The sequence below is a fragment of the Algimonas ampicilliniresistens genome (assembly GCF_030159955.1).
Classification (GTDB): Bacteria; Pseudomonadota; Alphaproteobacteria; order Caulobacterales; family Maricaulaceae; genus Litorimonas; species Litorimonas ampicilliniresistens.
In genome coordinates this window covers 1,375,847-1,401,500 of sequence record NZ_BSNK01000001.1, presented here as the reverse complement: position 1 = coordinate 1,401,500, position 25,654 = coordinate 1,375,847, and the positions used below count along the sequence as shown (strand labels likewise).

Genomic DNA, 25,654 nt, shown 5'->3' with positions numbered 1-25,654 from the left:
CTTGCGATTTATCCAGCTCGACACAGTCGGTTCCACACAAGACGAAGCGCGCGCGCTCTACCGGAAGGGTGATCGCGGTCCCGTCTGGGTTCGGGCTGATGTCCAGACCAAAGGGCGAGGGCGACGTGCCCGGCAATGGGTGAGCGAGCGCGGTAATCTTTACGCAAGCCTTGTCCTGCCCAATGATAGCGACCCATCGACGTCCGCACTGTTCGGGTTCGCCGCGTCACTGGCTATCGCTGATACGTTGGCCGCTTATAATCCAGTCCAGCCTGTGACGTTGAAATGGCCGAACGATGTTCTGGTTGGCGGCGCAAAAATCAGCGGTTTATTGATCGAGCGTGAACCCGAAGCGCTCCTTATTGGAATCGGTATCAATCTCGTCTCTCACCCTGATGATACACCTTACCCAGCCACACATTTGGTTCAGGAAATGCGACAATCTGATCTGTCCGCTGCCGAGCCTATGTTTACGGGCGCGGCGGCCGTGCTGGCCGTGCTGTCGCAGTCAATCACGGCACGAATAGACACGCTACGGACCCACGACTTTGACCCTATTCGCAAGGATTGGTTGGCTCGCGCCCATCATCTTAACAAGATAGTGAGCGTAAATGGAAAGATGGGCCGATTTGTCGACTTGGGACCGGATGGCGCGTTGTGCCTGACGCTGGACGATGGCACAGAGACCCGCGTCCACGCGGGCGACGTTTCGTTCGGGTAACCGTCATGCTGCTTGTTATCGATAGTGGGAATACCAACACGCTCTTCGCCATTCACAATAAGGATGGCTGGGCTGGACAGTGGCGTATTGCGACGGACTCAGCCCGGACGGCGGATGAATATGCGGTCTGGTTCTACCAGTTGATGCACATGGCGGGTCTGCGCTTCGAAGACATTTCGGATTGCGTGATCTCGACAGTCGTGCCGCAATCTCTTTTCAATCTAAGAAACCTCGCCCGACGTCATATGAGCGTTGAGCCGCTGATCGTCGGGGAGCCGGATGTAGATCTTGGCGTGAAGGTCCGTCTGGATAACCCTGGACAAGTTGGGGCTGACCGATTGGTCAATGCGCTTGGCGCGGCAGTTGTGTTCGACGGGCCTTTGATCCTGATCGATAGCGGCACGGCGACTACTTTCGATATTGTATCTGCGGACCGTCACTTTGAAGGCGGTATCATCGCGCCGGGAATTAACCTCTCCATGCGGGCTTTACACGAAGCTGCGGCACAACTCCCGCGTATTGCGATAAAGCGGCCCGAGACAGTCGTTGGTACGGATACTGTGTCTGCCATGCAGTCGGGTGTGTTCTGGGGCTATATCGGTCTGATAGACGGCATCGTTGAACGAATCCGTGAGGAAGATGGTCGTGATTTCACGGTTGTCGGCACTGGCGGCGTTGCGAGCCTATTCGAAGGCGCAAGCGAAACAATACAGCATTATGATGCGGATTTGACGATCCGGGGGTTGCTGGAAATCTGGAAATTGAACGGACCGAATGGCCAAACCTGAAACAGAGCTTACCTTCCTTCCATTGGGAGGATCCGGTGAGATCGGCATGAATCTCAACCTGTTCGGCTATGGCCGGCCCGCACGGCGGAAGTGGGTGATTGTCGATATTGGTGTGACGTTCGGCAATGCCGAAACGCCCGGCGTTGACATCATCATGCCGGATACAGCCTATATCGAGGAACATCGCCACGATCTGCTCGGTATCGTGCTGACCCATGCGCATGAAGACCATATGGGTGCGCTCGCCCGCCTGTGGCCGCGCCTGCGCTGTCCCGTCTACGCCACACCCTTTACCATGTGGCTGGTCAAGGACCGTCTCGCGGAGGCAGGCTTGCTGGATGAAGTTGAATTGATTGAGATCCCGCTACAGGGCGGCTTCGATCTCGGCCCCTTCCGCTTCGATTTGATCACATTGAACCATTCTATCCCGGAACCGAATGCGCTTGTGATCAAAACTGATCTCGGCACCATTCTGCATACCGGCGATTGGAAGATTGACCCGAACCCGCAGATTGGGGAGGCCGTGGATGAAGAAGCGCTGAAAGCCCTCGGTGACGAGGGTGTTCTCGCTATGATTTGCGATAGCACGAATGTCTTTTCGCCCGGTGAAAGTGGCTCGGAAGAGGGTGTTCGATTAGAACTCTCCAAGGCGATCAGCGAATATGATGGTCGCGGCGTGGCCGTAGCGACGTTTGCGTCGAATGTCGCTCGGCTGCAGTCCGTTATGTATGCGGCGAAAGAAAATAATCGCTCTGTCTGTCTTATCGGTCGCTCAATGAAGCGCATGACCGCGGCCGCGAAGGCTGTTGGCCTTTTGAACGATGTTGGCCATCTTCTGTCAGAAGACGCGGCTGCAGCGATGCCCGCTGCCCATGTCCTCTATCTCTGTACAGGTAGTCAGGGCGAGCCGAGAGCCGCTCTGTCGCGGATCGCGTCAGGATCGCACCGGACCGTAAAGTTCAAAAAGGGCGACGTCGTTATCTTCAGCTCCAAAATCATTCCGGGCAATGAGTTGGGTATTTTCGCTTTGCAGAATGCGCTCGCCGATGACGGTGTTGAAATTGTTACGGAAAAGGATCGTCCGATCCATGTTTCGGGGCACCCCAATCGCGATGAACTCAAACGCATGTATGAGTGGGTCCGGCCAGAGATCGCGATCCCCGTGCATGGCGAACGACGTCATTTGCTCGAACACGCCCGTTTTTCCAAGACAGTCGGTGCTGGCAGGTCGATGCCGGGCCGAAATGGTGAGATGGTTCGTATCGCGCCAAACGGTCCAACCGTCGTAGATATTGTCCCAACAGGCCGTCTGTATGAAGATGGCGGTCAGATCGTCTCTTCGACCGACGATGGCATGCGTTTGCGCCGTAAAATGGCCTATGCGGGTCACGTCGGCGTCAGTGTTGTTGTCAACACGAGTGGCAAAATCGTCAGCGGGCCAGAACCACGAATCGCTGGTTTTCCCGAAGGGGGCGACGGGGAGGTGATGGACGACCTTTTGGATGCTGTCGTTGATGCGGCTGAACGCGCCTTCAATGAATTACCCTCCAAGTCGCGCAAAGACGAAGACGCGATTGAGGAGAAGCTTCGCGGTCGCGTCAAACGCGTCGTGCGGGACCGCACGGGCAAACGTGCTATCGTAGAGATCCACGCACATATTGTGAAAAAGGCTGCCTGAATGATTGGACCGCTCAACCATGTCGGTGTCGCCGTGCCGGATATCGGCAAAGCGATCGACTTCTATCGGGACGTGCTGGGCGCGACAGATATCACTGAGCCCAAAGTCTTAGCGCCGCAGGGCGTCACCTATGCCTTCGTGACCCTACCAAGCGGTCAGGTCGAGCTGATCGAGCCTTATGGTGAGACCTCACCAATCCTGAAATATCTGGAACGAAACCCCAAGGGGGGTCAGCACCATATCTGTTTCGAAGTTAAAGACATCCATGAGGCCAAGGCGACTATGGAAGCGCGCGGTATGCGGGTGCTGAATGAGCCCCGTATCGGCGCCCACGGAACGTTAGTCATCTTCCTGCACCCCGGCGATAGTGGCGGTGTTCTGATTGAATTGATGGAAACCCCTCAGGCTGAGCACGAATAGGGCGACATCATGAACTGGTTTACTGGCCTTGCGACTTTCATGATCCTCTGGTGGCTCTCGCTGTTCATCGTCTTGCCGATTGGTGTGCGCGGGCAGGCGGAAGCGAGTGACATCTCGCCGGGTACGGAGCCAGGCGCGCCCACAAGGGCAAACATGGCTCGTAAAGCTCTGTGGGCGACCGGGCTCGCCATTGTTTTTTTCTTGATTACCTATTTCGTGATTTCGGGCGGCTGGCTAACTTGGGAGCGTATGGGTCGCTGGGTCGGATTCCGCGAATAGCAAAAACGCTGTAAGCGCTCGCTTGCCCGCAGTGAGACGCGCCGCTAAGCGCGGTGCATGCGACTCTCACGCTATTTTCTACCTCTTCTTAAAGAGACCCCGTCGGATGCGACGATTGCCAGCCATCAGCTGATGCTCAGAGCGGGGATGGTTCGCCAAAATAGTGCCGGAATCTACACCTGGTTGCCACTGGGCCATAAGGTTCTCAAACGGATCGAACAGATCGTTCGCGAAGAACAGAACCGCGCGGGCGCCATCGAAATGTTGATGCCGACCATTCAGTCGGCTGAACTCTGGAAGAAGTCTGGGCGTTACGATGCCTACGGGCCAGAGATGCTTCGTATTACAGACCGACACGACCGCGAAATGCTGTTTGGTCCGACCAATGAAGAGATGCTGACCGATGTCTTCTCAAGCTTCGTGCGATCCTACAAAGACCTGCCAAAAATTCTCTACCATGTTCAGTGGAAATTCCGGGATGAGCGGCGTCCGCGCTTTGGCGTGATGCGGGGTCGCGAATTTCTGATGAAGGACGCCTATAGTTTTGACGTCACGCCAGAGGAGGCCCGTAAGAGTTATAACAAGATGTTTGTGGCTTATCTGAATACGTTCGAGCGTTTAGGACTGAAGGCCATTCCCGTTCGGGCTGATACCGGACCTATTGGCGGCGATCTGTCGCATGAATTCGTCATTTTGGCGGAGAGCGGCGAAAGCGCCGTTTACGCGCACCGCGATCTTGTCGAAATGGATGCGCCGGGGACGAACATTGATTTTGATGGCGATCTGCAATCGGTCGTGGATGAGCGCACGGCCTTTTATTCTGCCGCTGACGAAATGCATGATGCTGAGGCGTTCGCCGCGATCCCCGAAGACAAACGTATGGAAGCGCGGGGGATCGAAGTTGGTCACATCTTCTACTTCGGTACTAAATACTCCGAACCCTTCGACGCGACCGTTATGGGGCCAGATGGTAAGCCCAATCTGGTGGAGATGGGGAGCTACGGCATCGGGGTCTCCCGACTGGTTGGCGGTATCATAGAAGCCAGTCACGACGAGAACGGTATTATCTGGCCGACTGAAGTATCGCCATTTGATGTAGGTATCATCAATATGCGCGCTGGTGACGCAGAGTGCGACGCCGCTTGCGATGACTTTTACGCAAAAGCGCAGGCAGCTGGTCTTGACCCTCTCTATGACGACACGTCGGATCGGGGCGGGGTGAAGTTCTCGCGCATGGACCTAATTGGATTGCCCTATCAAATCATCATCGGCCCGCGCGGGCTGAAAGATGGTATTGTCGAAGTGAAGACCCGCAAGACAGGTGAACGCGAAAATCTTTCGCCTGATGCGGCGCTGGCAAAACTGACGGCGTAGACTTTGACAGAGACACTACAAAACTCGCCTTTCGGCCTGATCGAACGCATGATCGCGATGCGCTATCTGCGCGCGAAGAAAAATCAGGGCGGCGTTGGTTTCATCGCGGTGATCAGCTTCACCTGTATCATGCTCGCCATTGCAGCGATGATCACCATTATGTCGATCATGAACGGGTTCCGGTCTGACATGATCCGCCTGACGATTGGCAGCGAAGGCCACATCTATGTGTCGCCCGCGCAGCCCGATCCAACCTTAGAACAGATTCAGGATTTAGAGGCCCGGATGAAAGCTGTGCAGGGCGTTGAAAATGCCTTCCAGTTCACCCAGCATTATACCGGAGTGCAGGCGAACGGGCAGTTCGCCTTGGCTCAAGTTATCGGCATTGAGACAGATAATTTGATGGCGTTTGAGCTCATCTCCAGCGGCGTGATACAAGGTGATTTGAGATCACTTAGCGAGGGGAGCGGAGCTGATCAGTATATCGCCATCGGCTCTGCTATGGCGGCTAACCTCGGCGTTCAGGCGGGCGACAAGTTGCTGGTCTACTCTCCGCGCACGCGGCAGACGATCTCGGGCGCTGTGCCAGTACGTAAAACCTATACGATCGGCGCGGTCTTCGATGTGGGTCTCTATGTAACCAACCTGACCTATATTTATATGGACCTAGAGGAAGCCACGCTGTTGTTTGAAGCGGGCCAAGTGCAAGGCGATGTACAACTCCGGCTCATAGACCCGGACCAAATCGACGCGCTTCGCCAGCCTATTTTCGAAGCGGCTGATCAGCCGATCTATCAATCGACTTGGAAACAACGAAATCAATCGACCGCCAGCGCGCTTCGTATTGAACAGATCGCCATGCGACTAATCTTTATGATTGTCGTGGTGATTGCTGCTTTTCCCGTGCTCGCTTCAATGATCATGTTGGTGAAGAACAAGTCGCGCGATATTGCGATCCTACGTACCATCGGCACAACCCGCGGGGCGATCCTGCGTATCTTCCTGATGAGCGGGGCTACCGTGGGCGTGCTCGGGACGCTGGTCGGGTTGATTGTTGGTGTTGTCTTTTGTTTGAACCTCTATTCGATCCAATTATTCATTGAAGGCATGATGGGCGTTCAGCTCTTCCCGCAGGATGTTTACCAGCTAACCGACCGGATCCCGGTGAAAATCGTCTGGTCCGAAGTGGCCTCCGTCGCGATGTGGGGCTTCATGATATCGGCGATGGCTGTGTTCTGGCCCGCGTGGCAGGCATCCAAGATCGATCCTGTCGAGGCGCTCCGCTATGATTAGGCCGGTTCTCTCTGTTCGAAACCTGCACCGCGCCTACAAGTCGGGCGGCGGCATGTTAAAGGTGCTGGCTGGTGCAGATATCGATATCTTCCCTGGTGAGATGGTCGGACTGATCGGACCTTCGGGCTCGGGTAAATCGACCTTGCTACACGCAGCTGGTTTGCTTGAAAAACCGAATGCGGGTGAAGTGTTCATCAATGGCAAAGAATGTTTGAAGCTGTCTGATGATGAGCGGACGGCCATTCGCCGCCAACGGATCGGCATGGTCTATCAATTCCACCATCTCCAGAAGGAATTCACAGCAGAAGAAAACGCCATGGTCCCGCAAATGATTGCGGGCCAGACGTCACGGGCCGCGCGCGCTGAGTCCCGTCGATTGTTGACTGCGATGGGACTGGCGGAACGGCTAACCCATCGTCCAAGCCAGATGTCCGGCGGGGAACAGCAACGGGTTGCCATTGCGCGGGCGCTTGCCAACCGACCCCAGATCCTGCTCGCGGACGAACCGACGGGCAATCTTGATCCTGCGACGAGCGCGGTCGTGTTCGACCAACTCTACCAGCTCACCCGTCAGGAAGGCGTCGCAGCTCTGGTCGCTACGCATAATATGCAATTGGCAAGCTATATGGATCGTTTGCTGACGGTGCGTGAAGGTCTCATCGTCCCGTTTACGCCCGCTCCAATCTCCTACTGACCGCATAGAAAACTAAACCAACCGAGATTAAAATCGCAGCCGCTAATGCCGTGACAGGCTTGGTTGCGACAACAAAGACGAGCGTGAACGCTGTGATTGTCAGATAGATCAGCGGGACGATAGGGTAGAGCGGCACTCGGAATGGAATATCATCGTCTGGTTGCTGCCGCCTCAGAACAAATAAACCAATAACTGCAAGCAGGCTGTTGAAGGCCAGCAAGCTCCCCGCAAACACAATAATCGTTTCAAAGCTTTGGGTTATGACGAAGAAACCCGCCACAGCTGATTGAAATAGAACGGCATTTCTCGGGACTTGATCTTTGTTGGTCCGGGATAGCCAACGCAACGCCGGGAAGTCCTCACCAATGGCTTGCAAGGCGCGCGGTCCAGCCAAGGTCATCGCCGAGACTGAGCTGATCAGAAGTAGGGCGAGCATTCCGCCTGCGATCCTGCCGCCGTCATCGCCGAAGATACCCCGCGCTGCAATATAGCCGATCTCGACTTGTCCGCGCATCGCGTCCATCGGCGCTGCGCGAAGGAAGACGACGTGAAGGAGGATATAGAGGCCTGCGACAAGCAAGGTTCCGCTGATCAGGATGCGGGGCAGGGAGTGCTGGGGGTCTTTTAGTTCCCCCGATATATAGGTCGCCGCATTCCAGCCCGTATAGGCGTAGGACACATAGATCAGTGCAATCGCAAAAGCCGGAGAGGTAAGAACGCTGGCGTCCCCCGCTTTCGGTAAGAAGCTGACAGGTTGCGGGTCAGGGACAATGAAGAGCCCTGCAAGACAGAACGCCAAAATCAACCCGACTTTGACGGCTGTCAGCGCGGTCTGGGACCCCCCAGACAACCGGCGCGAGCGAGCGTGAAGCCCTGCCATCGACAGGACGAGCGCCAAAGCCAGTCCCGTTTGAGCTGTCGGGGAGAGGCCGGACGGCAGAATAGCCGCGGTATATTTGGAAAAGGCGAGGGCTACCGCCGCAATGGGAGCGGCAAATCCAATCGTCGCCGATATCCACCCCGACACAAACCCAGCCGCCGGATGATAGATTTTGCCGAGAAAATTATACTCTCCGCCTGACCGGGGCAATCGCGTGCCTAGTTCCGCATAACTGAGAGCGCCGCACAAAGCCGCCAGCCCACCAATCGCCCAAAGCATCAGAATGGCGAACGGGGATCCGATATCGAGCAGTTGAAAGCCGAGAGACGTAAAGACACCCGTCCCAATCATATTCGCAACAATAATGGCCGTTGCAGTTCGGGGACGAAAGTTGACGCTCATCCCACATCCGTGAGCCGCAGAGCCCATAAAGGCAAGGTCACCCCGCCTTATCCACATCTCGTGCCTGCGAATCAGGGAAATTATTCCTACACGCTTGACTCTAGAACAAAGTAAGAACAGAACAAAGTAGCAACATAGGAAGAGAAAAGGGGATAACCATGATGAAGCAGTTCGCGCAGGACCTTGGAGCCGCTATCGTTTTGGCAGCATTCGTGACCATGATGTCGGTCTGGATGATGGTGATTGGAGGCTAGATCAGACATATGGTTCGTGATTTCGTTCATCTGCGGATGCGCTCTCCCTATTCGATGCTTGAGGGCGCGCTGAAGATGAAGGAAACGGCGACGTGTGTGGCGAAATATCGCCAGCCTGCCATCGCCATCACAGACACCAACAATCTTTGCGGAGCATTGGAATTTTCCGAAGTAATGAGCAGTGCCGGTGTGCAGCCCATTATAGGGGTCACTTTGTCGGTCGATCTGGAAGGTGAACGGCAGCCCGGTCAGTTGCGCCGCGAGCCCGACGGGACGATTGTCCTGCTGGCTCAGAATGAGCTCGGCTATAGTAATCTGATGGCGCTATCTTCGGCGGCCTATCTCGACGTCGATGCGACAGATCTCCCCCATGTGAAAATCAGTGCCTTTGAAGGGCGCACGGACGGGGTGATTGCTCTGACGGGCGGGGCAGATGGCGCTTTAGACAAGTTGCTCGCGTCTGGACGTCCGGAAGAAGCGGAGCGCTGGTTAAACAGGCTGACGGCTCTGTTCCCGGACCGTCTGTACATCGAATTGCAACGTCACGGTCTGCCGCAACAGGCTCAGGTCGAACCGGCTTTGATTGAGATGGCCTACCGATTGGATGTTCCGGTGGTGGCGACCAACGAACCTTACTTCCTTGGGCCTGAAATGTATGATGCCCATGACGTTTTGCTTGCCATGGGTGAGGGCTCTTATGTGCTGGAGCAGGATCGCCGTAAACTGACGCCGCGTCACTATCTCAAATCGACGGAAGAGATGACGGCTCTGTTTGAGGACATACCTGAAGCGATCCTCAATACGCTCGTCATTGCCCAACGCTGTGCGTTTCGATCTCCCAAGCGGCCGCCTATCTTGCCGAACTTCGGAGATGGGTCGCAATCTGAAGACCAGATTTTAGCAGACGCGGCCCGGGCGGGGCTTGAAGCTCGGTTAGACGCCGTAGAACTGGCAGAACCGCGCGAGGCCTATTTCGATCGCCTCGATTATGAAATCGGCATTATTACGGAAATGGGTTTTCCGGGCTATTTCTTGATCGTTTCCGACTTCATCAAATGGGCGAAAGAACAAGAGATTCCAGTTGGGCCGGGCCGGGGGTCTGGTGCCGGCTCTGTTGTGGCGTGGGCTTTGACCATCACCGATCTTGACCCACTCCGATATGGCCTTCTGTTTGAGCGGTTCCTGAACCCAGAACGGGTCTCTATGCCCGATTTCGATATCGATTTCTGTCAAGAACGTCGCGGCGAGGTAATCGACTATGTCCGAACCAAATATGGTGACGGGCAGGTCGCCCAGATCATTACATTCGGAACGTTGCAAGCGCGCGCGGTTGTGCGCGATGTGGGTCGGGTCATGCAGATGCCGCTCGGTCAAGTTGACCGTCTGGCCAAGATGGTTCCGAACAATCCAGCCAGTCCGGTGACCTTACAACAGGCGATCAATATGGAATCGTCTCTGCAGGATGCCCGGCGTTCTGACCCAAAAGTCAAACGCCTCCTCAACACCGCATTGTCCCTTGAAGGCCTCTACCGGAACGCCTCTACTCATGCGGCGGGCGTTGTCATCGGCGATCGACCCCTAACAGAGCTTGTCCCGCTCTACCGTGATCCGCGTTCAGAAGTTCCTGCGACCCAGTTCACGATGAAATGGGCTGAGAAGGCCGGTCTGGTAAAATTCGATTTTTTGGGTCTCAAAACGCTGACCGTTATTGATCGGTGCCTGCGCTTACTCCGTAAGGATAAGATTGATATTGATCTTGCCACAATCAGTCCGGATCAACCCGACGCTTATAAGCCTCTGGCTAAAGGGCTGACGGCGGGGGTTTTCCAACTGGAAAGTTCAGGCATGCGGGATGCGCTTCGCAAGCTAAAACCGGATTCCATTGAAGAGCTGACAGCGATTATCTCGCTCTACCGCCCGGGCCCAATGCGCAACATCCCGGACTTCATCGAACGAAAGTTCGGTCGCCAAGAGATCGATTACCCACATCCCGCCCTCAAAGAACTGCTTGAGGAGACGTACGGCATTATTATCTATCAGGAGCAGGTGATGGAAATCGCCAAAATCCTGTCGGGATTTACGCTTGGCGATGCTGATCTTTTGCGCCGCGCTATGGGTAAGAAGGATCAGGCGGAAATGGACCGCCAGAAAGACAAATTTATCGATGGGGCGGTCGAACGTGGTGTCGATCGCCATCAAGCGGCGGGTATCTTCGATCTGGTCAATGAATTTGCGGGCTATGGCTTTAACAAATCCCATGCCGCGGCCTATGCGTTGATTTCCTTCCAGACCGCCTATTTGAAGGCTCTCTATCCGGCGCATTTCATGGCGGCGGTGATGAGCCTGGATCTCAGTGTGGCGGAGAAGCTCGCCTTTTTCTTCCAGGAGGCCAAACGGATCGATGTCGAAATCCTTCCGCCCTGCGTTAATCGGTCCATGGCGGATTTTGATGTCGCGGATGGCAAAGTGCTTTACGCCTTGGGCGCCCTCAAAAATGTCGGTCTTGAGGCAATGAAACACGTCGTCTCGGTTCGAGAAAGCGGCGGGCCTTTTGCTGACATCTATGATTTCGCGCGACGCGTCGACATGCGTGTCATCAATAAGCGCGCGATGGAGAATTTGGCACGTGCAGGGGCGTTCGATTGTCTCGGCGTCCCCCGTGCGACGGCGCTCGCGTCTGCTGGCATGCTTCAAAAAGTGGGGGCTCTGGCTGCTGAAGAACGCGAGTCTGCGCAGGTCAATCTGTTTGGCGGTATTGCCGAGGCCACTCCGGATCCAGATTTGGTGGTGCAGTCGGACTGGTCAACCGTCGAAGGATTAGAGCATGAGTTTGGCGCGGTCGGTTTCTATCTAGGGGGGCATCCGCTCGAAGAGCATATGAAGGGCAAGACCGACACGGTGGTCTTCTCCGATAAATTGGAGGATCTGGCAGCGTCCGGAAAGAAGAATTTCCGCATGGCCGGAATTGTCCGGCGACGCCAAGAACGCAGTTCCAAACACGGCAAACGATTTGCCTATCTCGGACTGTCTGACCCAACGGGCGAGTATGAGCTTTTCGTTCGCGAAGATTTACTCTTCTCCAAACGTGATGTGATGACGGTTGGAAATGCCGTCATTTGCGAAGTCCGTGTTGAGGGTGAGGGCGGCGATATGCGCTTTTTTGCACAATCCGTGCAACTCCTGTCAGGGTCTGGCTCAGATAAGGATGACACGACCCCGCCGAGAGGTTTGCGTATTCGGCTCCGCGACGTTGATGCAAACACGCTAGATGAGTTGGAAGCCATGCTCTGTAAGTTGAGGGATGCCCCACATCTCCAGTCCGGGGTTATTGAACTGTCAGCGCCTTTGACGCCTGACCGTGAAGCGCGATGGCAATTGCAGGGGCGTTGGGCGATCGATCCGGATATCCGCAAGGCATTGAAAGCTAATCAGTCGATTGAAACGATTGAAGAGATCGCTGCCTAAGGCAAAATGGGATCGATTCTTTTTTTCAATAAATTGATCAATTCTGGATCCATGAATTGATAGAGGTCCGGTATATCGAGTGTATGGAGTTTAGCGTTCGTTTTTGTGTGTCTGATCATCGATCTCAATCGATCAGCGTGCGACGCGTCCATAGCGATGATTATATCAGCCCAGATAAGGTCGCGTTCTGACACCCGCCTTTTTGCCGATGCGCTGACTCCGGCTGAGCGAACATTGAGGCTATCATCTTTGCGATAAATGCGTTCGGCTGTGGGACTTCGCCACTGATTGCGTGAGCACACAAAGAGAATGTTTGTAGAACTGGCTTGCATTACGCCTTGATAAGCGCTTCGCATCCACCGCACAAACCCCTTGCATCCAGTCTTTTGAACAGTATACGGCGCGCATCAATTCGCGTGCGGGTTTTGGCACTGTGCATATAGCTCAGAGGTCAGTTCCGGTGGGAGGTTTCTCCCTCAACCCCGCACTTAGGCTAACCGGAAGAAGGAGATATCCATGGCTCTTCCAGACTTTTCAATGCGCCAATTGCTCGAAGCAGGCGTTCACTTCGGCCACCAGACTCACCGCTGGAATCCGAGAATGGCTCCGTACATCTTCGGGGCTCGCTCCAATATTCATATTCTCGATCTGTCACAGACAGTTCCGCTCCTGCACCAGGCGCTCAAGGAAGTTCGCGATGTAGCTGCTAAAGGCGGCCGCGTTCTGTTCGTCGGCACTAAGCGTGCAGCGTCTGATCCTGTAGCTCAAGCGGCACAGCGTTGTGCGCAATATTACGTCAATCACCGTTGGCTCGGCGGCATGCTGACCAACTGGCAGACTGTGTCTAAATCCATCGCCCGCCTTAAGCAGCTGGACAGCATGGACCCGAACGAAGCAGGTCTGACTAAGAAAGAACTGTTGAACTTGGCTCGCGAACGTGAACGGCTTGACCGGACACTCGGCGGTATCAAGGATATGGGCGGCAAACCCGACCTGATGTTTGTGATCGACACGAACAAGGAAAGCATTGCGATCAAGGAAGCGCGTCGTCTCGGTATTCCGGTTGTCGCGATCCTCGACACGAATTGCGATCCAGCTGAAGCCGATATCCCTATCCCAGGCAATGATGACGCTGCACGCGCCATCCAACTCTATTGCGAACTCATGGCTGACGCCGTCCTTGATGGTATGACCGAAGCTCAAGCCGCTTTGGGTCAAGATATGGGCGCGTCTGAGAATCCTGAAGAGCTGGCTATGGATATGGCTGCCCCAGAAGAAGCTGCAGCGCCTGCACCCGTTGAAGCGGCTCCCGCTCCTGCGGCAGAGCCTCTCACAACTGAGCCGGCAACCTCCGAGCAAATGGCGGCAACTGCCCCGACACTCAGCGATATTGCGCTGATCGACGGCATTGGTCCTGTTTATAAGGAAAAGCTGGAAGAGTTGGGCATCAACTCTCTGGAAGTTATCGCCAATCTTTCTGCTGAAAAGATCGCGGAGATTGACGAAGCGCTTAGCTTGGGCGGTAAAATCGAATCTGGCGAGTGGGTCAAACAAGCCAAGACTTTGCTAGCGGGCTAGTCCCTCTTTAAAACCTTACGCGCCGCACCTATCTGCGGCGCGAACCCCTATTAGATTCCAATGATGGAGAGACCCATGGCGATCACTGCCGCAATGGTCAAAGAGCTGCGCGATAAAACCAGCGCAGGTATGATGGACTGCAAAAAAGCGCTCAACGAAACCAATGGCGACATGGACGCCGCGGTTGATTGGCTGCGCACCAAAGGCATCGCAAAAGCGGACAAGAAAGCGTCCCGCGTTGCTGCTGAGGGCCTCGTGGCCGCGACGACCAAAGGCACAAAGGGTGTCGTGGTCGAAGTGAACTCGGAAACGGACTTTGTTGCTCGGAATGACATTTTCCAAGCGACCGTTGCGAAGATCGCTACACGCGGTCTGGATGTCGACAGTTCGGAGGCGCTAGCGTCTACTGAGCTAGAAGGCGGTAAGACTGTCACTGAATATCTGAGTGAACTGGTTGGTAAAATCGGCGAGAACATGACGTTCCGTCGTATGGAAACACTGGAAGTTAGCGAGGGTATCGTTGCGTCTTACATCCATAATTCTGTTGCGACAGACATGGGTAAAATCGGCGTGTTGGTCGCGCTCGAATCGTCTGGTGATGTTTCGAAGCTTGATGATCTGGCGAAGAAAATCGCGATGCATGTCGCTGCGACGGCACCTTTGGCGAACACGGTTGAAGACCTTGATGCGACGCTTGTGTCGAAGGAACGTGAGATGCTGAAAGCGGAAGCTCTTGAATCTGGCAAGCCAGAGAACATCGTCGACAAGATGGTCGACGGTCGTATGCAGAAGTTCTTTAAAGAGAGCGTGTTAGCGACTCAGATCTTTGTGATGGACGGCGAACGCTCCATTGAGAAAGTTCTCGAAGACGAAGGCAAAGCTCTCGGTGCGGACATCAAGCTGACGGGTTTTGTCCGTATGGCTGTGGGTGAAGGCATTGAGAAAAAAGAAGAAAACTTCGCGGAAGAGGTGGCGGCCCTTAAAGGCTAGTCCCTGTCTGTAAATTTTAGGCCTGCTCCGATGTATATTTCGGGGCAGGCTTTTTTGTGCGCGCTGCTTGGATAAGCGCTCAGGCTACGATAGAGCCGCCAACAGTCATGAATGACGAGATAGGCAAACGGACTAATGTCAAACTACCAATATAACAGAGTCCTGCTGAAGATTTCTGGTGAAGCCCTAATGGGCGATCAGGACTACGGTATTGATACGCCTACAGTGACCCGTATTGCGGGTGAGGTGGCCGCCAGCCATGCCAAGGGGCTGCAGATTGCTTTAGTCATCGGGGCCGGGAATATTTTCCGAGGACTTTCTGCCCAAGCGACAGGCATTGAACGCTCCACAGCGGATTATATGGGCATGCTGGCGACCGTAATGAATGCGCTGGCGATGCAGAGTGCTCTCGAACAACTCGGCGTGCCGACACGTGTGCAATCCGCTATTCCGATGCAGACAGTGTGCGAAAGCTACATCAGGCGCCGTGCTGTCCGGCATATGGAAAAAGGGCGCGTGGTGATTTTTGCCGCAGGCACCGGCAATCCATATTTTACAACCGATACGGCGGCGGCACTCCGCGCCGCAGAAATGGATTGCGACGCGCTTCTAAAGGGCACGCAGGTTGATGGGGTTTACAATGATGACCCAAAGACCAATCCAGACGCGACGCGATATGATTCTCTTAGCTATCACAAAGTGTTATCGGACGACCTCAAAGTGATGGATGCGTCAGCAATCGCGTTGATGCGGGAAAACGATATCCCGATTATCGTCTTTTCTTTACATGAAACAGGTGGGTTAGACGCGGTTATGGCCGGTCATGGTACGTCCACCATCATAAAGGCCTGATTCGGCCTTGATGATCGCTAAAAGACAGTGAAGGACAGGCTTATGACCCCGTTTAAGATCTCAGACTATCGTAAGCGCATGGATGGCGCGCTCGATTCTCTTCGGAAAGAGTTTGGTGGGCTCCGCACGGGTCGGGCCAATGCGGCACTTTTAGATGGCCTTGTTGTCAACGCGTATGGGTCAGAAATGCCGATCCACCAGATTGGCTCTGTCTCCGTTCCGGAATCCCGGATGCTGGTCGTGACTGTCTGGGATAAGACCATGGTGGCCGCGGTCGAGAAGGCTCTTCGCCAAAGTAGCCTAGGTCTCAACCCGGTCACAGACGGCACAACGCTTCGAATTCCGATGCCGCCCTTGACGGAAGAGCGCCGTCGCGATCTGACCAAAGTTGCGGGCACCTATTCCGAAAACGCTAAGATTGCTGTTCGCAACGTTCGTCGCGACGCCATGACGACACTCAAGCGCCTCGAAAAGGACGGCGACATGAGTGAGAATGAGCAGAAAGCTCACGAGAAAGATGTTCAGTCGGCCACAGACGAATTTGTCGGTAAGATCGATGACGCTCTTACTCAAAAATCAGCAGAGATCATGCAGGTCTAGCGATCGCTGAGGCTGAAACATATCGGGGCGCAATCCCGCAGCACGTCGCCGTCATTATGGACGGGAATGGCCGCTGGGCAGAAGCGCGCCATCGACCACGTCGATTTGGTCATCGCGCTGGTGTGGAAACGGTCCGGCGGATTGTCGAAGATGCCTCCGAAATCGGCATTAAACATCTGACACTCTACAGTTTTTCGACTGAAAACTGGACGCGACCTCGGGCTGAAATTGCCGCGCTTATGGCTTTGATGCGTGAATATATCGAGGCGGATCTGGCGCGTCTGTCACGCGAAGATGTTCGGATCAGAATCCTCGGAACACGGGACGGCTTGTCTAAAGATGTTCTGAAGATGATTGAAAAAGCGGAACGAGAGACCCAATCCAACCGTAGCTTTAACTTGAACATTGCGTTCAATTATGGCGGCCGGAACGAAATTCTCCGAGCGGTTCAGCGTGCGATTGCCGCGGGAGAAGATATGTCTCAGATAAGTGAAAGCCGGTTCGCTGAGTTTTTTGATACGGTGGGCCAACCTGATCCGGACCTTGTGATCCGCACGAGCGGCGAAAAACGCGTCTCGAACTTTCTACTTTGGCAAGCTGCCTATGCCGAATTCGTCTTTACTGACGTTTTATGGCCAGACTTCAACCGGACCCATCTAATCGCAGCTTTGGACGAATATACAGGTCGTAATCGCCGTTTTGGTGCCTCGGACGCGACAGAGGTCGCGTAATGGCAACAAGTTCGATCAAGCCACGTTGGAGTGGCCTAGGTGCGCGTTTAATGACCGCGATAGTCGTCGTTCTCGTCTGCCTGGCGCCTTTTTACATTGGGGGGTATGTTTGGGCAGCGTTGGTCGCGGTTTTCTCTGCTCGGATGATGTATGAATGGGTCCGGATGACGGATCCCGAAGCCACGACGATTGCCTTCGTCCTCGCGATTTTAGGTCTCCTCATTTCGCTTCTTTATGCGGCACAAGGTCTGCTATTTTGGGCTATTGGGGCCATGATTGCGGTGACCATGTTCGCGGTGGCGGAGCGATTGCGGCGTGGTAATCCATTCTGGACAGCGTTGGGCCTTCCTTACGTGATTGTCCCTGCGGTCGTGATCATCTTGCTGCGCGGTACGGATATAGGGTTCGACACGCGCGGATTTACGCAGCTCATATTCATTGTTCTTGTTGTCATCGGTGCAGATGTTGGGGCCTATTTTGGCGGATCGACGATCGGTGGGCCGAAATTGGCACCCACTTTATCGCCGAACAAGACATGGTCTGGGGCAGTGTCTGGCCTGATTGCAGGCTGTATTTTGGCAATGATTGCGGGGCTTTTCATGGGCCTACCAGTTTGGTTGTCGGCTTTGTTGGCGCTTCCACTGGTTGTTCTCTCAGTCCTTGGGGATTTGGCGGAGAGCATGGTGAAACGAAAGATCGGCGTCAAAGACACAGGCACACTTCTGCCTGGCCATGGTGGGTTATTAGATCGGCTCGACAGCCTTATGGCCGCCGTTGTTGGCGGAGCCATTATCTTCATGCTGATTGGCGATCGGTGGCCAATCGGATGACGCGGTCGATTACGATTCTGGGTTCGACGGGTTCGATCGGGCTCAATACGCTTGACTTACTCGGGCGCGCTGAGCCGGGAGCCTTCAACGTTGTGGGCCTGTCAGCCAACAAGAATGTCGACTTGCTGGCGGAGCAGGCGATCCAATTTGCCGCGAAACATGTGGCCATCGCGGATGCAACGCTCGAATCACAACTAACCGCCAAGTTGTCAGCTTATGATGTGGAAGTATTAGCGGGGCCTGATGGGCTTGTGGAACTCGCTAGACGATCCGCTGATATTACAATGGCGGCGATTGTTGGCGCAGCCGGATTAGAGCCAACTCTGGCGGCTGTAGCGCAGGGCAATACAATTGCCTTGGCCAATAAGGAATGCCTCGTTTGTGCCGGCGAAACCTTCATGGATGCGGTGAGACGGCACGGCACAACACTACTACCTGTCGACTCTGAGCATAATGCGATCTTTCAGGTGTTGGACACAGAGCGCCCAGAGGGGATCCGCAAACTGATCCTGACCGCGTCGGGCGGACCGTTTCGTGAAACGTCGATGGAGGCCTTAAAGCAAGTGTCCCGCGAAGACGCCCTCGCGCACCCCGTCTGGAGCATGGGCTCAAAAATCAGCATCGATTCTGCGACTTTGATGAATAAGGGACTAGAGTTGATTGAAGCAGCTTGGTTGTTCAACCGACCGTCATCCGAAATTGATGTCGTCGTTCATCCTCAATCCATCATTCATTCCATGGTCGAGTATGTTGACGGATCCGTGCTCTCACAAATGGGATCCCCGGACATGCGCACGCCGATTGCCTATGCCTTGGCTTGGCCGTCACGGATGGCGACACCCGTTGAGCCCCTGAATTTCGCCAGAATTGGCCAAATGACGTTCTTTGAGCCTGATCTTGAGCGATTCCCGGCCCTGCGCTTAGCTCGCGAAGCTCTTGAGGCTGGCGGTGAAGCTGCTTGCGTACTCAATGCGGCCAACGAAGTCGCTGTTGAGGCTTTCCTGCAGGGCCGCATTAGTTTCCTCGATATCGCTCGAACGTGCGAGCAGGCGCTGGATAAACTAGCTGGAACTGCCGGGTTTTCTCGCACGCCAATCGATATGCAAGCGGTTATCGGAGCGGATCAGCGCGCCCGTGCGACTGCTAATGAGCATATTGTAAACTTGTAAGCGCTTTGCAATCCGGGCAATCGCCTTGCGTGTCCGGAATCGGACGACCAAACGCAGGACATTGTGCTTACCGATATCATCTATATCTTCTTGGCCGCGCTTACCTTTTTCGGGGTGATCTCCGCGCTGATCTTCTTTCACGAGCTAGGTCACTATAGCGTTGCGCGGTTTTTCGGTATTCGGGTTGAGCGCTTCTCCATTGGGTTCGGGAGGGCCATTTATCAGCGCAAAGCGAAGTCGGGTACAAACTGGATGATCTCGCGGATTCCGCTGGGCGGGTATGTGAAGTTCGCCGGCGATGCAGGCGCAGCCTCAAATCCTGACGCCGAAGCGCTTGAGGCGATTAAAGCTGAAGAGGGTGATGTCAGCGACATTTTTCACTTCAGACCTGTCTGGCAACGGGCGCTTGTTGTTTTAGCAGGTCCAGTGGCGAACTTCATTTTAGCGGTGATCCTGTTCGCTATTGTCGTTTTATGGGTCGAGACGATTCATCCAGAGGCATTAATCGGGGATGTGGAAGAGGGAAGTCCAGCTGCGGCCGCAGGTGTTCAGTCCGGGGACCGTATTGTTGCCATGGATGGGCGCACCATTCGGGACTGGGTTGATATGAGCCAACATATCCAGATGCGCAGTAATACGCCGATTGAAACGGTCATTGAGCGCGGATCAGAGCGTGTTGAGGTGACTGTCACACCCCGACTGATCGAAGATAAAGATTTTATCGGTGGGCGCATGACTCGCGGTCAGTTTGGGGTCAGCATTTCACCTGATGCTAAAATCGAGCGTCGTCATTATAGCCCTGTAGATGCTTTAGTTTTTGGTTCAAAACAAGTTGTGTTCACTATTTCCTCTACTGGACATTATATCGGCCGGATATTTACAGGCAAAGAGGACGGTGAAAAATTAGGCAGTATTGGTCGGATTGCGACTATGGTCGGGAAGTCGACTGTTGATGTTGCGAAGGCCGAACGCCCTGTCTCAGAGAAGCTAAAAGCGTTCGCTTTGCGCATGTTGCAGCTAGGCGCCGCTATATCTGTCGCATTGGGTTTCGCGAATTTAATCCCGATCCCTATGCTGGATGGTGGACATCTCGTCTTCTATGCGTATGAAGCCATCGCCGGGAAGCCGTTGAGCCAGAAAAAGCAGGAGCTCGGTTTCAGGTTGGGGATGGCTGTGTTACTTGCGCTTTTTGTTGTCCTGACCATCAACGACATCGGCTATTTCAGAAGCTTATAACCGGACTGCCACGCATGGGACTTCTCCACACATGGACGGAACGGCGACAGCCAATGAGCCAAGCGAAGCTTTGGCTTGGTTTGGTGGTCGCCCTTTGCTTTGGAATGATGGGCGCGCCTGCCTTCGCGCAGGATGTCGGCTCGCCAACGGCTCAAGCGCCGACCTATCAGCCTCCAACACGTATCCGGAATATTCAGGTCATTGGTAACCAGCGCGTTGAGGCCAATACGGTCGCGTCCTACCTACTGTTTGCCCCCGGTGATCCCTATTCAGAGGACCGGATCGATCTCAGCCTGAAAACGCTTTATGCAACAGGCTTATTCGCCGATGTCATCATTGACCCACGCGATGGCAATGTTCTGATCCAAGTGATTGAAAATCCGATCATCAACCGTGTGATTTTTGAAGGGAATAAGTCCCTCAAGACCGACAAGATCAATGATGAGATCACGGCAGAACCGCGTTCACTCTTCACCCGCGCTCAAGTTCAGGAAGATGTTCAGCGGATCATCGAACTTTATCGCCAGTCTGGTCGTTTTGGTGCGACTGTGGAACCAAAAGTCATCGAGCAGCCGCAAAACCGCGTCGATCTCATTTTTGAAATCTCAGAAGGCCCCGTCACTGGGATCAAACGAATCAACTTTATCGGCAATTCCGAGTTCTCTGACCGCAAACTGCGCAAAGAAATCGTCACCGCAGAGTCGATTTGGTGGAAGCTCTTCAGCTCGAACGATAATTATGATCCAGGCCGTCTGGAATTTGATCGCGAGCAGTTGCGGACGTTTTACACAGACCGTGGTTTCGCTGATTTCAGAGTGGTCTCGGCTGTCGCAGAGCTAACGCCCGACCAAGAAGACTTCTATGTCACCTTCACATTGGATGAAGGCGGCGAATATCGTTGGGGCGACATTTCGGTTGAGACCGAGTTGGAAGCGCTCAACAAGGATTTCCTCGAACGCCTCGTCAATATTCAAGAAGGCGAAGTGTTCAACTCGTCTCAAATCGAGTCGGCGATTGACAATCTCAACTTCGCGGCTGGCACTAGCGGTTATGCCTTTGTCGATATCCAGCAGGATCTTCGCCTTGATCGGGATAGCAAAACTGTAGACCTTGTCTTCAACGTGGTTGAAGGCCCGCGCGTCTACATTGAACGGATTGATATTGTCGGGAATACGACAACACTCGATTACGTTATTCGCCGCGAGATGGAGCTGGTTGAAGGCGACGCATTCAACCGGATTCTATTAGACCGATCGAGAAACCGCGTTCGGGCGCTTCGCTTCTTCGAAGAAGTTGAAATTGAAGAGACACAAGGGTCTTCGCCAGATCGCGCCGTGGTCGAAGTTAGTGTTAAAGAGCAGCCCACGGGTGAGCTATCCTTTTCTGCGGGTTTCTCTTCAGCGGACGCATTCCTCGTCGATCTATCAATCACACAACGAAACCTTCGTGGCCGTGGTCAGCTTATGCGGTTCGTTATTCGGGCCTCGTCAAATCGTCGGGAAATCGATCTCCGCTTCACTGAGCCACGCTTTTTGGGCCGAAACCTTGCCGGTAGTGTTGAGTTGTTCGACGTCATTATTGACTTCTTGGATGAAGCTGGCTTCCGCTCAACCCGTACAGGTGGTCAGGTCAGTCTCGCCTTCCCATTGACCCAGAATACAAATCTGTCGGGGCGATACTCGCTCCGATCCGAGTCGATTGAGTTTCCACAGGAAAATCAATGTGATCAAGTGTTGCAGAGTTCACTCGATAACACGCTGACGGCTCAAAACACGCAGCTTCTATCCCTCTGCCAGCAGGTTGGGGGGCGGCTCTCGTCGATCCTTGGATACACGTTTGCTTGGGATCGCCGAAACGATCCGATCACGCCGACAGGCGGCTTCGACTTCCGCTTTAGCCAAGATGTCGCCGGTGTTGGTGGTGACGTTCGCTATCTGCGGACCGATGTTCGAGGCAATTACTACAAAGGTCTGTTCCCGGGCGTTATTGCCTCTGCAGCCCTCTCTGGCGGTTATATTCGTGGCTGGGGCGGAGATCCCGTCCAAGTCAATGATCGCTACTTTAAGGGTAATTTCGAATTTCGCGGCTTCGATAATGCCGGGATTGGCCCGCGCGTTATCAACTATGTAGCCGACAGCGGTTCGACGTTGATTCCGACCGGCACTAGCGGCGGTGTTGATGGCAGACGTCAGGCTTTGGGTGGCAATCTGTTTGGCCTAGCTGCAGCGGAGGTGAGTTTTCCGGTTGGTGTTCCGCAGCTTCTGGGCTCTATTTTCATTGAGGCCGGCACAGTCGGTTTGCTGGACGAAGACTTCCAGTATAATATTGTCATCGATCCTGGCACGTCAGGACTGACGGCAGGTGCGAGTTGTGAAGGTGTGACGACAGCTAGTGTTATTTGTCAGCGCACAATCGACACACTCGATCCACGTGTCACAGCCGGGGCCAGTATTTTCTGGGAGAGCCCGTTTGGCCCGATCCGCTTCGACTTCACGCAGCCGATCGTCAAACAACCTTTTGACGACAGACAGTCGTTCCAGTTCACAACCCGTACGAGGTTCTAGAATGTTCAATTTCAAATATACTTACCGCGCAACATTGACGGCATTTGCTGGCGTTACATTGGCGGCTTTGACGAGTGTTTCGGCCTTTGCGCAGAGCACTATTCTCGTCGTTGATACGGCAAAGGTCTATAATGATAGCTCCGTTGGTCAGCACGTCACACGTCAACTCAAAACCATGGCCGAAACGACAGGCACTCAGTTGAAAGCGAAAGCCGACCCTTTGCAATCTCGCGGTAAAACGATTGAAGTCGCTGTTGATGGGAAGTCCCAGCAGCAAGTTTTGGCGGATGCTGCTCTGAAATCACAGATCCTGACCTACCAAAAAGACACCCAAGCGCTTCAGCAAGAAATGGCGATTGCGCAACGGGAATTGCAGATGACGGAAGGCAAGGCGCGTCAGCTCGTGAATGCTAAGATCAAGTCCATCATCGACCAAATCGCTAAAGAGCGGAACGCCGATGTTGTTCTTGAGCGTCAGCTTGTCATTTACGGTGAGCCTGCCGACATCACGACAACGGTCCTTGCGCGCCTTAACTCGCAAATGACGACTGTTCCCGTGACACGCGAAAGACTTCCACGCGGCTAAAACGGCACCCGACAATTGGTCGGTTACCTGCTGACACGCGACGTGTTTTGAGGGGCGGACATCCGCCCCTTATCCATTTTATATGATCGACACGCGCTTTTATTCCCTGCGGGAAGCCGACATGACCGTGTCGGAACTCTGCGTTAGACTGGATCTGACGCCGCCTGAGGGTAGCTTTGGCGAAGAGAAGATATGTCAGCCATCATCTTTGGCTGAATCTAAACCGTCCGATATCACTTTTTTAGATAGTCGCCGAAATGTCGGCGCACTTGAAACCGCTAAGGCTTCGGCCTGCTTCGTTACAGCTAGCCTGTCCGAAGCCGTTGCGGCACGCAATATTATACCGATCATCTGTAAACTGCCGAAATACCATCTGGCTCGTTCGACAGACATTTTGGTGGACTGTGCCGAAACCCCAACCAACATTGCTTCAACGGCAAAGATACATCCGTCCGTGCACATCGGACCGGGGGTCACGATCGGCGAAAACACCGTTATCGGCCCCAATACAGTCATCGAAAACGCGGTCATCGGAGATAACGTCAATATTGGTGCATGTACCGTTGTCGGTGGTGCTGGCTTTGGTGTTGTGGTGGGGCCTGACGGCTCCATTCTTCCTGTTCCTCATGTAGGTCGTGTTGTGATCGGCGATAGAGTCGGAATTGGGTCCAACGTTTGTATCGATCGGGGGCAGCTTGGAGACACGACGATTGGGGATGACTGCCAAATCGACAATTTGGTCCAGATTGCTCATAACTGCGTGCTAGAGCGAGGTTGCCTCTTGGCCGGGCGCGTGGGTCTGTCTGGATCATGCCACATTGGAGAAGGCGTCATGATGGGCGGGAGTGCGGGTCTTGCTGACCATATCACAGTTGGTGCGGGCGCGCGTCTCGCGGCATTCGCGGGTGTTATGCATGATGTTCCGGCGGGTGAGACTTGGTCGGGGATTCCAGCTATGCCAATACGTGAGCATATGAAGATTGTGGCCCAAGCGAAACGCGCATTGAAAAAATGACCCATAGATTCCCAATTGAAAAGGCGCAGGTGTCCGAGTTGTTGCCGCACGGCCCGCCCGCCATGTTGGTTGATCGGGTGCTCTCATTTGATGGAAAAGCCACGCACGCTCAGGTTCATATTTCGCCTGAGTGGGATGTCTTTCGTGGGCATTTCCCAGATCGGCCTATTTTACCAGGTGTTCTCATGATCGAAATGGTCGCTCAGACTGGGGCGTTGATTGGTGTCCTTGGCGGTATGGTCAAAGACGATGCGTTTCTGGCATTTACTGGGATTGATAAAGCGCGTTTTCGCCGTCCAGTCGTTCCTGGGGAGACACTCGACTTGCATGCCGAACTCATCGATGTTCGTCGAAATATTTATCGGTTTAAAGGGCGCGCCGAATGTAATGGCGTCAGAGCTTTAAGCGTCGAGTTTCTTGCCAGTCCACTGACTTATGACCTGTAAATTATGACGGCTCTCATTCATCCGACATCGATCGTCGATCCCGCCGCAAAGTTGGGTGACAATGTTGAGGTTGGTCCGTTTTGTACGGTCGGTCCATCCGTTGAACTGGGCGACCGGACAAAATTGGTCAGCCATGTCACGCTTGATGGTCATACGAAGATCGGGGCGGACTGTCTGCTCTACCCCCAAGTCTCAATGGGATACCCGCCGCAGGACTTCAAACATAAGGGTAAAGCCAAGATCGGCATCGAGATCGGAGATCGCTGCACGTTCCGAGAGATGGTCAATATCCATCCTGGAACCGATGTCGGCAAACCTGTGACCCGTATCGGGACCGATTGCTATTTCATGGTTGGCTCTCACATCGCGCATGAATGTCAGGTCGGTCATCATGTGACGTTGTCAAACTATGCGCAGGTCGGCGGGAATGTAACGATTGGCGATTATGTGACGCTTGGCGGCGTGTGTGCCGTTCATCAACATACGCGTATTGGCCATTACGCCTTTATTGCTGGGATGGCCTTGGTGACCAATGATGTCATTCCTTATGGCCTTGTTATGGGAAATGCTGCGCAGCTTCAGGGTTTGAACATTGTTGGCCTGAAGCGCCGAGGGTTCGACCGATCTCAAATTCACCGGATGCGTGCCGCATATCGGCAATTATTTGCCTATGAAGGAACGCTCGCAGAACGGATTGAGGACGCAACACGGCTTTATGCAGATGAGCCACTCGTGATGGAAATTATCGCGTTTATCCAAGCACAAAGTAGCGGACGTAACCTGACCATGCCGGATATGCGGCGATAGTC

The 25,654-nt window shown here is 54.2% G+C and carries 24 protein-coding genes; 22 read left to right on the top strand and 2 right to left on the bottom strand.

The genetic code is table 11. The features are described from left to right. Position 1 precedes the first annotated feature (1 nt). From QQL54_RS06600 to QQL54_RS06565, 8 genes are read left to right on the top strand one after another with little or no spacing between them, the layout of a single operon-like run. Entirely contained in the window at positions 2–721 is a 720-nt protein-coding gene (locus tag QQL54_RS06600) for a biotin--[acetyl-CoA-carboxylase] ligase (RefSeq protein WP_284388888.1), read from the top strand. A 5-nt stretch (positions 722–726) separates the two neighbouring features. Further along, complete coding sequence (locus QQL54_RS06595; protein ID WP_284388886.1) at positions 727–1,509, top strand: type III pantothenate kinase; 783 nt, start codon at positions 727–729, stop codon at positions 1,507–1,509. Next, a complete protein-coding gene (locus QQL54_RS06590) occupies positions 1,496–3,187 on the top strand; it encodes a ribonuclease J (protein ID WP_284388884.1) in 1,692 nt (563 codons plus the stop codon). Before QQL54_RS06595 ends, QQL54_RS06590 begins: the two co-directional genes overlap by 14 nt. Further along, positions 3,188–3,607: a methylmalonyl-CoA epimerase gene (gene mce / locus QQL54_RS06585; protein WP_284388882.1), complete on the top strand. Its 420-nt coding sequence runs from the start codon at positions 3,188–3,190 to the stop codon at positions 3,605–3,607. 9 nt (positions 3,608–3,616) lie between these two features. Beyond that, positions 3,617–3,886 carry a DUF1467 family protein gene (locus QQL54_RS06580; protein WP_284388881.1) on the top strand — a complete coding sequence of 90 codons (270 nt, stop codon included), beginning with the start codon at positions 3,617–3,619 and terminating at the stop codon, positions 3,884–3,886. A gap of 57 nt (positions 3,887–3,943) precedes the next feature. Further along, complete coding sequence (proS, locus tag QQL54_RS06575) at positions 3,944–5,260, top strand: proline--tRNA ligase (protein WP_284388879.1); 1,317 nt, start codon at positions 3,944–3,946, stop codon at positions 5,258–5,260. Positions 5,261–5,263: 3 nt separating this feature from the next. Beyond that, positions 5,264–6,553 (top strand): ABC transporter permease, encoded by a 1,290-nt coding sequence (locus QQL54_RS06570; protein WP_284388877.1) that lies wholly within the window; start codon positions 5,264–5,266, stop codon positions 6,551–6,553. Then, on the top strand, positions 6,546–7,247 hold the full coding sequence (locus QQL54_RS06565) for an ABC transporter ATP-binding protein (RefSeq protein WP_284388876.1): 702 nt from the start codon (positions 6,546–6,548) through the stop codon (positions 7,245–7,247). The genes QQL54_RS06570 and QQL54_RS06565 overlap by 8 nt, the downstream gene beginning before the upstream one ends. On the opposite strand, the gene QQL54_RS06560 is transcribed toward QQL54_RS06565, so the two are convergent. After that, the gene (locus QQL54_RS06560; protein ID WP_284388874.1) at positions 7,222–8,529 is read right to left on the bottom strand and encodes an APC family permease; all 1,308 of its coding nucleotides are present in this window, start codon (positions 8,527–8,529) and stop codon (positions 7,222–7,224) included. The genes QQL54_RS06565 and QQL54_RS06560 overlap by 26 nt on opposite strands. A 263-nt stretch (positions 8,530–8,792) precedes the next feature. On the opposite strand from QQL54_RS06560, the gene dnaE reads away from it, so the two are divergent. Next, a complete protein-coding gene (dnaE, locus tag QQL54_RS06555) occupies positions 8,793–12,248 on the top strand; it encodes a DNA polymerase III subunit alpha (protein WP_284388871.1) in 3,456 nt (1,151 codons plus the stop codon). Here the strand turns inward: dnaE and QQL54_RS06550 are convergent. Beyond that, positions 12,245–12,580, bottom strand: coding sequence for a low molecular weight protein tyrosine phosphatase family protein (locus QQL54_RS06550; protein WP_284388869.1), 336 nt, complete (start codon positions 12,578–12,580; stop codon positions 12,245–12,247). The genes dnaE and QQL54_RS06550 overlap by 4 nt on opposite strands. Positions 12,581–12,764: 184 nt before the next feature. Here QQL54_RS06550 and rpsB point away from each other — a divergent pair, with 184 nt between their 5' ends. The 13 genes from rpsB (at position 12,765) to lpxA (ending at position 25,652) form a co-directional block, all read left to right on the top strand. Further along, a complete protein-coding gene (rpsB, locus tag QQL54_RS06545) occupies positions 12,765–13,826 on the top strand; it encodes a 30S ribosomal protein S2 (RefSeq protein ID WP_348520677.1) in 1,062 nt (353 codons plus the stop codon). A 75-nt stretch (positions 13,827–13,901) separates the two neighbouring features. Further along, positions 13,902–14,816, top strand: a complete 915-nt coding sequence (tsf, locus tag QQL54_RS06540) for a translation elongation factor Ts (protein WP_284388867.1) — start codon at positions 13,902–13,904, stop codon at positions 14,814–14,816. Positions 14,817–14,951: 135 nt separating this feature from the next. Next, positions 14,952–15,668: a UMP kinase gene (pyrH, locus tag QQL54_RS06535; RefSeq protein ID WP_284388860.1), complete on the top strand. Its 717-nt coding sequence runs from the start codon at positions 14,952–14,954 to the stop codon at positions 15,666–15,668. Positions 15,669–15,710: 42 nt separating this feature from the next. Next, positions 15,711–16,268 (top strand): ribosome recycling factor, encoded by a 558-nt coding sequence (gene frr / locus QQL54_RS06530; protein WP_284388858.1) that lies wholly within the window; start codon positions 15,711–15,713, stop codon positions 16,266–16,268. Beyond that, positions 16,244–16,999: an undecaprenyl pyrophosphate synthase gene (gene uppS, locus QQL54_RS06525; protein WP_348520712.1), complete on the top strand. Its 756-nt coding sequence runs from the start codon at positions 16,244–16,246 to the stop codon at positions 16,997–16,999. Before frr ends, uppS begins: the two co-directional genes overlap by 25 nt. Positions 17,000–17,049: 50 nt before the next feature. After that, entirely contained in the window at positions 17,050–17,829 is a 780-nt protein-coding gene (locus QQL54_RS06520) for a phosphatidate cytidylyltransferase (protein WP_284388856.1), read from the top strand. Next, positions 17,826–18,998: a 1-deoxy-D-xylulose-5-phosphate reductoisomerase gene (locus tag QQL54_RS06515; protein ID WP_284388854.1), complete on the top strand. Its 1,173-nt coding sequence runs from the start codon at positions 17,826–17,828 to the stop codon at positions 18,996–18,998. The genes QQL54_RS06520 and QQL54_RS06515 overlap by 4 nt, the downstream gene beginning before the upstream one ends. A gap of 63 nt (positions 18,999–19,061) precedes the next feature. Further along, positions 19,062–20,234, top strand: coding sequence for a M50 family metallopeptidase (locus tag QQL54_RS06510; protein WP_284388852.1), 1,173 nt, complete (start codon positions 19,062–19,064; stop codon positions 20,232–20,234). A 14-nt stretch (positions 20,235–20,248) separates the two neighbouring features. Then, positions 20,249–22,798: an outer membrane protein assembly factor BamA gene (gene bamA / locus QQL54_RS06505; protein WP_284388850.1), complete on the top strand. Its 2,550-nt coding sequence runs from the start codon at positions 20,249–20,251 to the stop codon at positions 22,796–22,798. Position 22,799: 1 nt separating this feature from the next. Further along, complete coding sequence (locus QQL54_RS06500) at positions 22,800–23,384, top strand: OmpH/Skp family outer membrane protein (protein WP_284388848.1); 585 nt, start codon at positions 22,800–22,802, stop codon at positions 23,382–23,384. 82 nt (positions 23,385–23,466) lie between these two features. After that, complete coding sequence (locus QQL54_RS06495) at positions 23,467–24,399, top strand: UDP-3-O-(3-hydroxymyristoyl)glucosamine N-acyltransferase (RefSeq protein WP_284388846.1); 933 nt, start codon at positions 23,467–23,469, stop codon at positions 24,397–24,399. Next, on the top strand, positions 24,396–24,845 hold the full coding sequence (fabZ, locus tag QQL54_RS06490; protein ID WP_284388843.1) for a 3-hydroxyacyl-ACP dehydratase FabZ: 450 nt from the start codon (positions 24,396–24,398) through the stop codon (positions 24,843–24,845). Before QQL54_RS06495 ends, fabZ begins: the two co-directional genes overlap by 4 nt. A gap of 3 nt (positions 24,846–24,848) precedes the next feature. Then, positions 24,849–25,652: an acyl-ACP--UDP-N-acetylglucosamine O-acyltransferase gene (gene lpxA, locus QQL54_RS06485; RefSeq protein ID WP_284388842.1), complete on the top strand. Its 804-nt coding sequence runs from the start codon at positions 24,849–24,851 to the stop codon at positions 25,650–25,652. The last annotated feature ends 2 nt before the right edge of the window (positions 25,653–25,654 follow it).